The 12,265-nt window shown below is 67.7% G+C and carries 10 protein-coding genes and 1 pseudogene; 9 read left to right on the top strand and 2 right to left on the bottom strand.

Annotated elements, in window-relative coordinates; all coding sequences use genetic code 11:
• The first annotated feature begins 67 nt into the window (after window positions 1-67).
• From mrcB to ACCQ10_RS15340, 5 genes and pseudogenes are all read left to right on the top strand, one after another.
• The gene (gene mrcB / locus ACCQ10_RS15360; RefSeq protein WP_372361165.1) at window positions 68-2,512 is read left to right on the top strand and encodes a penicillin-binding protein 1B; all 2,445 of its coding nucleotides are present in this window, start codon (window positions 68-70) and stop codon (window positions 2,510-2,512) included.
• Between the two features lie 13 nt (window positions 2,513-2,525).
• The gene (locus ACCQ10_RS15355; protein WP_372361164.1) at window positions 2,526-3,050 is read left to right on the top strand and encodes a tetratricopeptide repeat protein; all 525 of its coding nucleotides are present in this window, start codon (window positions 2,526-2,528) and stop codon (window positions 3,048-3,050) included.
• Window positions 3,051-3,485: 435 nt separating this feature from the next.
• Window positions 3,486-5,483 carry a DNA repair helicase YoaA gene (gene yoaA / locus ACCQ10_RS15350; protein WP_372361163.1) on the top strand — a complete coding sequence of 666 codons (1,998 nt, stop codon included), beginning with the start codon at window positions 3,486-3,488 and terminating at the stop codon, window positions 5,481-5,483.
• Between the two features lie 316 nt (window positions 5,484-5,799).
• Entirely contained in the window at window positions 5,800-6,519 is a 720-nt protein-coding gene (gene tsaB / locus ACCQ10_RS15345; protein WP_372361162.1) for a tRNA (adenosine(37)-N6)-threonylcarbamoyltransferase complex dimerization subunit type 1 TsaB, read from the top strand.
• Between the two features lie 35 nt (window positions 6,520-6,554).
• Window positions 6,555-6,730, top strand: a pseudogene (locus tag ACCQ10_RS15340) (ADP-ribosylglycohydrolase family protein); the annotation flags it as partial.
• Between the two features lies 1 nt (window position 6,731).
• Here ACCQ10_RS15340 and ACCQ10_RS15335 read toward each other — a convergent pair.
• Complete coding sequence (locus ACCQ10_RS15335; RefSeq protein WP_166749097.1) at window positions 6,732-7,607, bottom strand: energy transducer TonB; 876 nt, start codon at window positions 7,605-7,607, stop codon at window positions 6,732-6,734.
• Window positions 7,604-8,554 carry a glutathione synthase gene (gene gshB / locus ACCQ10_RS15330; RefSeq protein ID WP_039413878.1) on the bottom strand — a complete coding sequence of 317 codons (951 nt, stop codon included), beginning with the start codon at window positions 8,552-8,554 and terminating at the stop codon, window positions 7,604-7,606. Before gshB ends, ACCQ10_RS15335 begins: the two co-directional genes overlap by 4 nt.
• Before the next feature lie 237 nt (window positions 8,555-8,791).
• Between gshB and pilG the strand changes: the two genes are divergently transcribed.
• From pilG to ACCQ10_RS15310, 4 genes are read left to right on the top strand one after another with little or no spacing between them, the layout of a single operon-like run.
• Window positions 8,792-9,193: a twitching motility response regulator PilG gene (pilG, locus tag ACCQ10_RS15325; RefSeq protein WP_005913706.1), complete on the top strand. Its 402-nt coding sequence runs from the start codon at window positions 8,792-8,794 to the stop codon at window positions 9,191-9,193.
• Between the two features lie 17 nt (window positions 9,194-9,210).
• Window positions 9,211-9,573, top strand: a complete 363-nt coding sequence (locus ACCQ10_RS15320) for a response regulator (RefSeq protein ID WP_039413898.1) — start codon at window positions 9,211-9,213, stop codon at window positions 9,571-9,573.
• Window positions 9,573-10,103, top strand: a complete 531-nt coding sequence (locus ACCQ10_RS15315; protein ID WP_039413900.1) for a chemotaxis protein CheW — start codon at window positions 9,573-9,575, stop codon at window positions 10,101-10,103. The genes ACCQ10_RS15320 and ACCQ10_RS15315 overlap by 1 nt, the downstream gene beginning before the upstream one ends.
• Before the next feature lie 39 nt (window positions 10,104-10,142).
• Window positions 10,143-12,179, top strand: a complete 2,037-nt coding sequence (locus ACCQ10_RS15310; RefSeq protein ID WP_372361161.1) for a methyl-accepting chemotaxis protein — start codon at window positions 10,143-10,145, stop codon at window positions 12,177-12,179.
• Window positions 12,180-12,265: the final 86 nt, after the last annotated feature.

The raw sequence follows: 12,265 nt of genomic DNA, 5'->3' as shown, positions 1-12,265 counted from the left end.
GGCCCGGTGAACCGCAACCATGACACCGCTGCGCTAGACTCGCCGGACTCTACATTCTCGCATTCCCGTGCCCCGACGCTACGACCACGACGATTCCGACGATTTCCAGGACGACACCGACGAGCAAGGCTCCCGCTGGCAGCGCAGACTGATTGTTTGGGGCTTTGCCGGCATCGCGCTGGCGCTCGGTTTCCTGATTCCTTACACGGTGTATCTGAACAAGCAGGTCAGCCAACGGTTCGGCGAACTGCGCTGGCAGATCCCGACCCGCGTTTACGGGCGGCCGTTGGTACTGGCGCCCGGCAATGCGCTGGATGCGGCCACCTTGAAGACCGAGCTGGATGCGGCGTCGTACCGCGACGACGGCCAGGCCAAGCTGGCTGGCACCTATCAGCAGGACGGCAGCCGCTTCACCATCGCCAGCCGCGGCTATGTCGACGTGGACGGACGTGTGCCCGCGCGGCGTGTCGAGGTGGCGCTGTCCGGTGGCCGCGTGGCCAGCCTGCGCGATGCCGGCGACCGCAAGGCGCTCAAGAGCGCACGTCTGGACCCGGCACGCATCGCCACGCTGTACGGACAGAAGCAGGAAGAGCGCCGCCTGGTGCGCATGGAGGAAGTGCCGGAGTTGCTGGTGACCGGCCTGCAGGCGGTGGAAGACCGCGACTTCAACAGCCATCACGGCATCGATCTCAGCGGCATGGTGCGTGCGGCCTGGATCATGCTGCGCTCCGGCGGCCAGGTGCGGCAGGGCGCCAGCACCCTGACCCAGCAGCTGGCCCGCAGCGGCCTGCTCGGCATCGGCAAGGAGCAGACCCTCACCCGCAAGTTCAACGAGATCCTGTACGCGGTGATCATGGAGGCGCGCTACGACAAGCGCACCATCCTGGAGGCCTATCTCAATCAGGTCTACCTGGGCCAGCGTGGCGGGCAAGCCATCCACGGGGTGTCGTCGGGCGCGGAGCTGTGGTTCGGTCGTGAGTTGAATTCGATGACCACCGAGCAGATCGCCCTGCTGATCGGGCTGGTCAAGGGGCCGTCGTATTACGACCCGCGCCGCAACCCGGAACGCGCGCTGGACCGGCGTAATTTCGTACTGGGCAAGCTGCACGAAAACAGCCTGATCAACGATGCCGAGTACAAGCGCGCGCTGGCCGCACCGTTGGGCGTGCCGCAGGAGCCGGGCCTGGTCGCGGCCAACCGCTTCCCGGCCTATGTAGATCTGGTGCGCCGCCAGCTGGCGCACGACTACCCGGAAGGCGTGCTGCAGGGCGCCGGCATGAGCGTGCTCACCGGTATGTCGCCGTCTGCGCAGGCGTATGCCGAAGGCGCGGTGACCGGCACCATCAAGCGCCTGGACAACAAGAAGCGCCCGCCCTTGCAGGCCGGCCTGGTGCTGACCGATGTGCACAACGGTGACGTGCTGGCGGTGGTCGGCAGCCGCGACGTGGCCAAGCCCGGGTTCAATCGCGCGGTGGAAGCGCAGCGTCAGGTCGGCTCGCTGCTCAAGCCGTTCGTCTACCTGCTGGCCCTGGCCTCGCCGGATCGCTGGGCGCTCTCCAGCTGGGTCGACGACTCGCCGGTGACCGTGCAGCTCAGCCGCGGCAAGACCTGGTCGCCGGGCAATTCCGACAACCGCAGCCACGGCACGGTACGGCTGATCGATGCACTGGCGCATTCCTACAACCAGGCCACGGTGCGGGTGGGCATGCAGGTCGGTGCCGACCGCATCGCCCAGCTGATCCAGGTGCTGGCCGGGATCAAGGCCGACCCCAATCCGTCGCTGATCCTGGGCGCTACCGACCAGAGCCCGTACGGCATGGCGCAGCTGTACCAGTTCCTGGCCGCCGGCGGCGAGATCCAGCCGCTGCATGCGGTGCGTGGCGTGCTCGACCCGCAGGGCAAGCTGCTCAAGCGCTATGACAAGACCCCGGCACCGGCACAGGAAGGCGATTCGGTGGCGGCCAACCTGATCAGCATCGCGCTGCAGCAGGTGGTCAGCGGCGGCACCGCGCGTCAGTTGCTGAGCGACGGGCTGGGGCGGCTGTCGCCGGCCGGCAAGACCGGTACCTCCAACGATGGCCGCGACAGCTGGTATGCCGGCTACACCGGCGATCATCTGGCGGTGATCTGGATGGGCAACGACCAGAACGAGCAGACCGGCCTGTACGGCGCTACCGGTGCGATGCGGGTGTGGTCGAGCATCTTCGCGCGCCTGCCCAGCGCGCCGCTCAAGGTCAGCGGCAAGGGGCTGGACTGGCAGCCGGTCGATGCCGCCGGGACCGGCGTGACCGACGCTGGCTGCCCCGGCGCGCGGCAGTTCCCGTTCGTGGTTGGCTTCACGCCCGCGTATGCTCCCTGCGCCGGCAATGCGCCGTCGATCGAGGGCGTTCCCGGTGAGGCCACCGCGCCCGCCGAGCAATCCAGCGGTGGCGGCTGGCGCCGCTTCTTCGGTCTGGAGAAGAAGCCCGAAGAACCCGCCCCCGCACCTGCCACGGCCCCACCCGCGCATTGACTGGAGTGACCCCATGATCCGAATCCACCGCTTGCTTGCCCTGGTTGGCGTGTTGACCGCAGTCACCGCCTGCGTCAGCGCGCCGCCGCCTCCGCCGCCGGCCCCGGTGGACCCGACCACCCCGACCCAGCGGTTGTTGCTGATCGAACGCGAGGCCGGTATGGACGACACCGAACTGTCGGTGCAGCCGCTGCGCGACCCGCAGGTGGACGATCTGCGCGAGACCGCCAAGAGCAAGCGCCAGGCCGGCGATCTGCCCGGCGCGGCAGCCGCGCTGGATCAGGCGCTGGGACTGGTGTCCGGCGACCCGGCGATCCTGCAGGAGCGCGCGGAAGTGTCCGTGCTGCAGGCCGACTGGCCTGCCGCCGAGCGCTTCGCCAAGCAGGCGATCGCGCTTGGCTCCAAGACCGGCCCGCTGTGCCGTCGCCATTGGGCCACCATCGAGCAGTCGCGGCTGGCACGGGGCGAAAAGGAAAATGCAGCCTCCGCCAAGGCGCAGATCGCCGGCTGCACCGTGCCGGGCGTCAAGCGTTACTGAGTGCGCACGCTCGCGGTCATGCTGCCAGCAGCGCGACCGGCTCGGTCGGCTGCCTCCTGCGGGTGGGCAGCGTCGGTTCGTGGGCCAGCCTGCGCAGCACAACGCAAGACGAGCGCCCTCGGCCTCCTTGGTCCTGGTCTGAAATGCCTGGATGGGGCGGGGCATCTGTAGCAACGAAGGTGCAACAGCCTGTCGGACCACGCGGATGACGCAAGCGCCATCGCGTGGTCCGGCATCGAAAGGCGCCTGAACCTTGCTGGCAATCATCGCCCGCTGTCGCTGGCATGGCGCAATCACGAAGCCGATGCGCCCCGCGTCCACCGTAGTCTCCTCGCTGCGATGACGTGTTTGCCGGCTGCTGCAAGCCGGACCCAGGCAGCATCACTGCGCACGCGCTAGGCTGTCGTGCTTCCTGTCCGCTCTTCGTTCGGTCCCATGTCCCAACTTGTCACTGCCAGCATCGAGGCGCTCAGCGAGGGCGGGGCGCTGGCGCGTCAGCTCGATGCGTTTGCGCCGCGCACGGCGCAGTTACGCCTGACCGGCGCCATTGCCGAGGCCTTCGAGCAGCGCGATGTATTGCTGGCCGAGGCCGGCACCGGCACCGGCAAGACATACGCGTATCTGGTGCCTGCGCTGTTGTCCGGGCTCAAGACCATCGTCTCCACCGGTACGCGTGCGCTGCAGGATCAGCTGTTCCATCGCGATCTGCCGCGCGTGCGTGCCGCACTGGGTGTCGGGCTGCGCAGTGCGTTGTTGAAGGGCCGCGCCAATTATCTGTGCAAGTACCGCACCCAGCAGGCGCGGGGTGAGCCGCGCTTTGCCACGCCCGAGCAGGTATCGCAGTTCCAGCGCATCGTGGCCTGGAGCGGGCGCACCCAGTACGGCGACATGGCCGAGCTCGAAGCCTTGCCGGACGACTCGCCGCTGCTGCCGATGGTGACCTCCACCGTCGACAACTGCCTGGGCACCGAATGCCCGTTCTACGGCGAGTGCTTCGTGGTGCAGGCCCGTCAGCGCGCGCAGGCGGCCGATCTGGTGGTGGTCAACCACCATCTGCTGCTGGCCGATCTGGCGCTCAAACAGGAAGGTTTCGGCGAAATCCTGCCGGGCGCGCAAGCCTTCGTCATCGACGAGGCGCACCAACTGCCAGAGCTGGCGGCCAATTTCTTCGGCGAAAGTTTCGGCATGCGGCCGTGGCAGGAGCTGGCGCGCGATTGCATGGTGGAAGCGCGGCTGGTGGCCGGCGCGCAAGCCAGCCTGCAGGCACCGATCCTGGCGCTGGACGAGGCCTTGCGCGCGCTGCGTGCCGGCATGGAGGGGCTGCCGCCACGTGGCACGCAATGGCGTGCACTGGCCAAGCCGCAGGTGCGCGAAGGCTTCGATGCGGTGCTGTCGGCCCTGGCGCGGTTGGGAGAGGCGCTGCTGCCGCTGCGCCAGGCGTCGCCGGGTTTCGATGGCTGCACGGCGCGTGCGCAGGAGGCCTTGAACCGGTTGTCGCGCTGGCTGGGCGAGGATGTGCCGATCCCCGATTTTGCGCAGGATCCGCCGGAAGAGACGGTCGACAACGATGTGCTCTGGTACGAACTGAGTCCGCGCGGATTCCGTTGCCAGCGCACACCGCTGGACGTCTCCGGCCCGCTGCGCGAACACCGTGAAAAATCGCACGCGGCGTGGGTGTTCACCTCGGCCACGCTGGCGGTGGGCGGGGAGTTCGACCACATTGCGCTAGGGCTGGGCCTGAGCGACCCGGTGACCCTGCTGCAGCCCAGTCCCTTCGACTGGGCGCGCCAGGCGCTGTGCTATCTGCCGCCGAATCTGCCCGACCCGGCCGCGCGTGGTTTTGGCACTGCCTTGATCGCGGCACTGACGCCGGTGCTGGAAGCATCCAACGGCCGTGCGTTCTTGTTGTTCGCCTCGCATCGCGCGCTGCGCGAAGCGGCCGAGGCCTTGCGTGGCGCGCCGTGGCCGTTGTTCGTGCAGGGCGAAGCGCCGCGCGCAACCTTGCTGCAGCGCTTCCGCGATTCCGGCAACGGCGTGCTGCTGGGCTCGGCCAGTTTCCGCGAGGGCGTGGACGTGGTCGGCGATGCCTTGAGCGTGGTGGTGATCGACAAGCTGCCGTTCGCCGCACCGGACGATCCGGTGTTCGAAGCGCGCCTGGATGCGATCCGCCGCGACGGCGGCAACCCGTTCCGCGACGAGCAACTGCCGCAGGCGGTGATCGCGCTCAAGCAGGGTGTGGGCCGCTTGATTCGCAGCGAAACCGACCGCGGCGTGCTGGTGCTGTGCGACCCGCGGCTGGTGAACAAGAGCTACGGACGCACCTTCATGAAGTCGCTGCCGCCGTTTGCGCGCACGCGCGAGATTGCCGACGTGCAGGCGTTTTTTGAGCCGCAAGGGGCGGGACCGGGGACTGGGGACCAGGAACCCGGATAAACGCAGGGCGCGCTGGTGGTGGCCGTCGCATGTGTCGGGTTGCTGGGTTGCCGGCGCGGTGCGATCTGCAAGCCGCGACTCGCCGGGAACCCGGCTAGGCACAGAGCGAAGTACGCAGAGGCAGCCGCGAATGCCGCATCGATGTGCAATGGCCGTCGCGGATGTCGCGTTGCCGGTGGGCCGCGCAGTCGCTTGCGCACAAGTACCGCATGGATCGGTTGGCACGCGCGGGCACGGTCCCGGCCCCTCGAATCGATCAGTTAAACTTTGCCCCTTTCCGGGTTCCCAGTCCCGGGTCCCCGGTTCCGGCTCTCCCATGAACATCCTCGCATTCGAAACGTCCACCGAAGCCTGCTCCGTTGCGCTACATGTGGATGGCCGCGTGATCGAGCGTTTTGAACTGGCGCCACGCCGCCATGCCGAACTGGCACTGCCGTGGGCCGAGCAGCTGTTGGCCGAGGCAGGTATCGCGCGCCGCCAGCTCGATGCGATTGCAGTGGGCCGTGGTCCCGGTGCGTTCACCGGCGTGCGTCTGGCGATCGGCATCGCGCAAGGCATCGCCCTGGCGCTGGATCTGCCAGTGCTGGCCATCTCCACGCTGCAGGTGCTGGCGTTGCGCGCGCCGGCCGATGCACCCCATGTGCTGGCCTGCATCGACGCGCGCATGGGCGAGGTGTATGCCGGCGTGTTTGCGCGCAGCGGCGACACCTTGCTGGAACTGGCGCCGGAAGTGGTGTGCGCACCGGACGCGCTCGTGCTGCCCGACAGCGCCGCGCGCATGGCCGGTGTCGGCACCGGTTTCGCCGCGGCCGACGCACTGCTGCAACAGCGTTTTGCGGCCTGCCTGACCAGTGTCGATGCCACCGCGCTGCCACGTGCGGCCGATCTGCTCACGCTCGCGGTGCCGGCGTTGCGGCGCGGCGAAGGCGTGGCGCCGGAGCGGGTGGAGCCGGCTTACCTGCGCGACAACGTCGCACTCACCCTGGTCGAGCAACAGGCCGCCCGCGCCGCCAAGGCGGCCGGCGCGACGCCATGACCGACGCTGCATAACGCAGCCGTTTTCGCAGGTGCCTGCTCGGCCTGGCACTCGGCGATGCGCTGGGCACCACGCTGGAATCTGCGCGCCGGGTAGCTTCACGCCGATCGACGGCATGCGCGGCGGCGGCCCGTTCGCATTGCGCGCCGGGCAGCACCGTCACCCCATCCGCAGCGCGGCACCGTGCGCGTACCGATCAGGCGCGCACCGCCTCAACGGTCGTCGTGTAGCTCGCCACCGGGCAGGAACAGCCAGGTGCGGGTGACTTCCAGGATGTCCACGTCGTCCTTGGTCGTGGGAAGCGGCGGGAACGGCTGTGCCAGCTGCACCACGCGCAAGGCGGCATCGTCCAGCGCCGGCACGCCGCTGGAGATCAGCACGCGGCTGCTTTCCACGCTGCCGTCGCGGCGCACGCCCACGCTGATCACCACCTTGCCGCCCAGCCGGCGGCGCCGCGCCTCGTCGGGGTAGTTCAGGTTGCCCACGCGCTCGGCACGGTCCACCCAGGCGCGCAGATAGTTGGCGTAGGCGTATTCGCGGGTACTGGCAGAGACGAACTTGCGGTTCGGGCGCTTGGCGTACTGCTCGGAGCGTAGATGCACTTCGGCAGCCAGCCGGGCCATTTCTGCATCGCGCTGCACGCGTTGCGCATCGGCCGGGGTGAGCGGGTCGGTCTGCGGATTCGGTTGCGGGTTCGGCACCGTCTGTTCGCCGCGGCGGCTGCTCACCACCCGGGTCTGGGTCGGCTCCGGCGCGTTCACGCTGGTGGCGCGTTGCGCCTGAGGGGCCAGGCCAGTGCGGTCCTGCGGCACCACGCCTGGCTGGCTGTCGCGTGGGCGCTGCGCGGTGGCGTGGTCGCCGCCGCCCTGCTGGTTGGCCTGGGCCAGGAAGTCGGCCTGCTTGGGCGTCAGCGGCGTGCTGGTCTGGCTGAAGATCACATCCAGGGTCGGTACCAGCGGCGCGTCCTCGCTGACCGCAAAGCCCACGCCCAGGATCAGCGCGCCGTGCAGCAGCAACGAGATCACCAGCGTGGTGGTCAGCCGCCGGCGTTCGTCCATGGAAGCAGGCAGGGCCGCCGCCGTGCTCATTGCGCGGCGCCGGCCTCGATGGCGTCGAACAGCAGCCCGGCGATGTTCAGGCCGAACTGCGCATCCAGCTCGCGCACGCAGGTGGGGCTGGTGACGTTGACCTCGGTGAGGTAATCGCCGATCACGTCCAGGCCGACGAAGCGCATGCCGCGGCGGCGCATTTCCGGGCCGACCTGCGCGGCGATCCAGCGGTCGCGCTCGGACAGCGGGCGGCCTTCGCCGCGTCCGCCGGCGGCCAGGTTGCCGCGGAACTCGTCGCCCTGCGGAATCCGTGCCAGGCAATAGTCCACCGGCACGCCGTCCACCAGCAGGATGCGCTTGTCGCCGGCAGTGATGTCGGGGATGAAGCGCTGCGCCAGGGTCAGCTTGCGGTTGCCGTCGGTCAGCGTTTCCAGGATCACGTTGAGGTTGGGATCGCCGGTGCCGCTGCGGAAGATCGAGCGCCCGCCCATGCCGTCCAGCGGCTTGAGCACTGCCTGGCCGTGCTCCAGCACGAAGGCCTTGAGCGCGGCCGCGTCGCGGCTGACCAGGGTCGGCGGGCAGCACTGCGGAAACAGCAGCGCGGCCAGCTTCTCGTTGTAGTCGCGCAGGCCCTGCGGGTCGTTGACGATCTGCGCGCCGGCGCGCTGCGCCACGCTCAGCACCTGGGTGTCGTAGACGAACTCCGCATCCACCGGCGGGTCCTTGCGCATCAGCACTACCTGGCCGGGGCCGAATGCCAGCTCGGCGAACTCGCCCAGGGTGAACCAGCTGGTCGTGTCCTCGCGCACGCTCAGCGGCGCAACCTGCGCCACCGCGCGGCCTTCGCGCAGGCTGAGTCCGCCGGGGCGCACGTAATGCAGGCGATGCCCACGACGCTGGGCTTCCAGCAGCATGGCGAAGGTGGTGTCTTTTACGATCTTGATGGAGGCGATGGGATCCATCACCACAACGACGTCGAGCGACATGGGGCTAAACCTTTCGAACAGGCTGCCGATGGTAACTTCAAGCGGTGGGCGATGGCGTGCCTGGGCGGTCGCAGATGCGCGACTCGTCGGTTTGGACGCGCCCAGACGTGGTCGGAACGTCCGCCTGGCGGGGCCCCGGCAATGCGCCCTTGACAGTCGATGCGGGTCTTGGGATATACATGCAGTTTCGTAGCGACGTCGGAAGGGATGAAGCGTCGCGCGCCCGGGGATATTTGCATGAGTGAAAACATTGCTGCGGGTGGGGAACTCGCAGGACTGAAGGTGATGGTGATCGATGATTCGAAAACCATTCGCCGCACCGCCGAAACGCTGCTGAAGCGGGAAGGGTGTGAAGTAGTGACAGCAACGGATGGTTTCGAGGCACTGGCCAAAATTGCGGACCAGCAACCTCAGATCATTTTTGTCGACATCATGATGCCGCGCCTGGATGGGTACCAGACGTGCGCGTTGATCAAGGGCAACCAGCTCTTCAAGTCGACGCCGGTCATCATGTTGTCGTCCAAGGATGGCCTGTTCGACAAGGCACGCGGCCGCATCGTCGGTTCCGAGCAATATCTGACCAAGCCGTTCACCCGTGAAGAACTACTGAGCGCGATCCGCACGTACGTCCACGCCTGACCAGGGGGAAAGGCAACATGGCTCGAATTATATTGATCGAGGACTCGCCCACCGATCGGGCAGTCTTCAGTCAATGGCTGGAAAAAGCTGGCCATACGGTCGTCGCCACCGACAACGCCGAAGCGGGACTTGAGCTGGTTCGCAGCCAGGCGCCCGATCTGGTGCTGATGGATGTGGTGCTGCCCGGCATGAGCGGCTTCCAGGCAACGCGTGCGTTGGCACGCGACCAGGCCACCAAGGACATCCCGGTGCTGCTGGTCAGCACCAAGGGCATGGAAACCGACAAGGCCTGGGGGCTGCGACAAGGTGCCAGCGACTACATCGTCAAGCCGCCGCGCGAAGACGATCTGATCGCGCGCATCAAACAACTGGTGCGTTGATGCGTTCTCCATTCGATATTCTCGAAGACTACGAGCGTCGTAGTCTTGCGCACGCCACGCCGCTGCCGGAACGTCAGTTCTCGGCCGATATCTGGCGTGGTGTCGGCTATCGCGTCGGTACCCGGCGCCTGGTCTCGGACTTCCGCGAGGTAGCGGAAATCGTGCCGATGCCGCCGGTCACCCCGGTGCCGGGCGCACAGCCCTGGCTGCTGGGCGTGGGCAACCTGCGCGGCAATCTGTTTCCGGTGATCGATTTAAAGCAGTTCCTGGAGGGCCGTCGCACGGTGCTGCAGGAAGGCCAGCGCGTGCTGATCATGCGTCAGAGCGGCGGCGACGTCGCGCTGACCATCGATGAGCTCTACGGCCAGCGCAGTTTCGAACAGGCGCAGGCAGTCGAGCCCGGCGAGCTGGCCCAGGGCCGCTACGCCCACTTCATCGAGCGTGCCTTCCGCAACGAGACGCAGGACTGGGGTGTGTTCTCCCTGGCATTGCTGTCGCGCACTCCTGAATTCCGGCAGGCCGCGGCCTAAGCCGCGACCCCGCCACGTCATACAGATCGAGGTCGAACCATGAGTACCGCCCCGGACGCCCGCAAGACCAACAAGCTCGGCAGCGTCAGCACCAGCTTCTGGCTTGGCTTGCTGGTGTTGTCGATGATCGTGTTTGGCGCCAACACCGGCGTCGCCACCTGGCAGGGCAGCCGCCTGGCCGGTGCCGGCACCGGCGCGGCCGACCTGCAGGTGCTCTCGCAGCAGCTGGCCAACCAGGGCCGCGAAGCGGTGTCCGGCGACGCCAAGGCATTCGCCGCGTTCAAGGAGACCAAGGGCCGCATCGACAGCACGGTGAGCGAACTCGATGGCCGCTACGGCCAGGAAGGTTCGGTGGCCAGCGCGATGGCGCAGCTCAAGGCGACCTGGGTGCCGCTGAGCAAGAACGCCGATCAGGTCATCGCCAGCGAACCAGCGGTGCTCGGCCTGGCCGGCAACGCCGAACGCTTCTCCGGCAGCGTGCCGCAGCTGCAGGCGCAGTTGAACGAAGTGGTGCGCGCGATGACCGTCAGCGGCGCGCCCGCCGCGCAGATCTACAACACGCTGCAGCAGGTCGTGGTCGCCGGCACCATGGCGCGCCGGGTGACCGAAATGCGCGCCGGTGGCGCCAATGCGGCCGCCTCGGGCGACGCGCTGGCGCGTGACTCGGTGGTGTTCACGCAGATGCTGGACGGCCTGCGCGCAGGCAACGAAGAACTCGGCATCGCTGCGGTGCGCAATCCGGCCGCGCTGGCGGCGCTGGAGCAGTCGCAGGCGCAGTGGGCGACGATGAAGAAGGACATCGACGCCATCCTCGCCAGCTCGCGCAACCTGTTTGCCGCGCAGTCGTCGGCGGCCGCACTGACCGCCGGCTCCAACAAGATGCTCGACGACAGCAAGAAGCTGTTCGATGCGTTTTCGGCGTTCGGTTCGGTGCGCGACACCCGCCTGTTCCCGAATTTCTGGCTGGGCGTGGTGTCCGGCCTGGTCGCCTTGCTGGCCATCATCGGCTTCGTATGGAGCTCGGTGCGGGTGCGCACCCGCGAGCAGGACGTGCGCTACCAGGCGCAGGTGGAATTCAACAGCCGCAACCAGCAGGCGATCATGCGGTTGCTGGACGAAATCAGCTCGCTCGGTGAGGGTGACCTGACCGTCAAGGCCTCGGTGACCGAGGACATGACCGGCGCGATTGCAGACGCCATCAACTACGCCGTGGACGAACTGCGCCACCTGGTGACCACCATCAACGACACCTCCGCCAAGGTGGCCGTGTCGACCCAGGAAACCCAGGCCACCGCGATGCAGCTGGCCGAAGCGGCCGGCCAGCAGGCCAACCAGATCACCACCGCCTCCGAGCGCATCAGCGAAATCGCTGCCAGCATCGAACAGGTCTCGCGCAACTCCACCGAATCGGCCGAAGTGGCGCAGCGCTCGGTGGTCATCGCTGCCGAGGGTGCCGGCGTGGTGCGCGAGACGATCCAGGGCATGGACCAGATCCGTGACCAGATCCAGGAAACCTCCAAGCGCATCAAGCGCCTGGGCGAATCCTCGCAGGAGATCGGCTCGATCGTGGAACTGATCAACGACATTTCCGAGCAGACCAACATCCTGGCGCTCAACGCCGCGGTGCAGGCCGCCTCCGCAGGCGAGGCCGGTCGCGGTTTCGCGGTGGTGGCCGACGAAGTGCAACGCCTGGCAGAGCGCACCTCGAGTGCGACCCGACGCATCGAAGGCCTGGTGCAGACCATTCAGGCCGATACCAACGAAGCGGTCAGCTCGATGGAGCAGACCACCTCCGAAGTGGTGTCCGGTGCGCGCCTGGCCGAAGACGCCGGCACGGCGCTGACCGAAATCGAGCGCGTGTCCAACGCCTTGAACAACCTGATTAAGAACATCTCCATCGCGGCGCACCAGCAGTCGGCCGCGGCGACGGACATCACTCAGACCATGGGCGTGATCCGACAGATCACCAGCCAGACATCGCAGGGTGCGGAGCAGACGGCCGAGTCGATCGGCAACCTGGCCGAGCTTGCTGCCGATCTGCGCCGTTCGGTCGCCGACTTCAAGCTGCCGGCGTGACCACGACGCGGAACGGGAAAGGATCAGCAGATGGCGCGTAGTCGCATTACGTCGATGCAGGAAGTGACCGGTGACCGCAGCAGCGG

The organism is Xanthomonas sp. NCPPB 1325, from assembly GCF_041477645.2.
GTDB lineage: Bacteria > Pseudomonadota > Gammaproteobacteria > Xanthomonadales > Xanthomonadaceae > Xanthomonas > Xanthomonas cannabis.
Note: the sequence above shows the minus strand (reverse complement) of the source record. Positions and strands in the feature narration are given on the sequence as shown.

Excerpts from the sequence above, each read along its gene's own strand:
- yoaA (WP_372361163.1), top strand. The coding sequence starts at position 3,486 with ATGTCCCAACTTGTCACTGCCAGCATCGAGGCGCTCAGCGAGGGCGGG.
- ACCQ10_RS15310 (WP_372361161.1), top strand. The coding sequence starts at position 10,143 with ATGAGTACCGCCCCGGACGCCCGCAAGACCAACAAGCTCGGCAGCGTC.
- ACCQ10_RS15355 (WP_372361164.1), top strand. The coding sequence starts at position 2,526 with ATGATCCGAATCCACCGCTTGCTTGCCCTGGTTGGCGTGTTGACCGCA.
- ACCQ10_RS15335 (WP_166749097.1), bottom strand. The coding sequence starts at position 7,607 with ATGAGCACGGCGGCGGCCCTGCCTGCTTCCATGGACGAACGCCGGCGG.
- gshB (WP_039413878.1), bottom strand. The coding sequence starts at position 8,554 with ATGTCGCTCGACGTCGTTGTGGTGATGGATCCCATCGCCTCCATCAAG.
- ACCQ10_RS15315 (WP_039413900.1), top strand. The coding sequence starts at position 9,573 with ATGCGTTCTCCATTCGATATTCTCGAAGACTACGAGCGTCGTAGTCTT.
- tsaB (WP_372361162.1), top strand. The coding sequence starts at position 5,800 with ATGAACATCCTCGCATTCGAAACGTCCACCGAAGCCTGCTCCGTTGCG.
- pilG (WP_005913706.1), top strand. The coding sequence starts at position 8,792 with ATGAGTGAAAACATTGCTGCGGGTGGGGAACTCGCAGGACTGAAGGTG.
- ACCQ10_RS15320 (WP_039413898.1), top strand. The coding sequence starts at position 9,211 with ATGGCTCGAATTATATTGATCGAGGACTCGCCCACCGATCGGGCAGTC.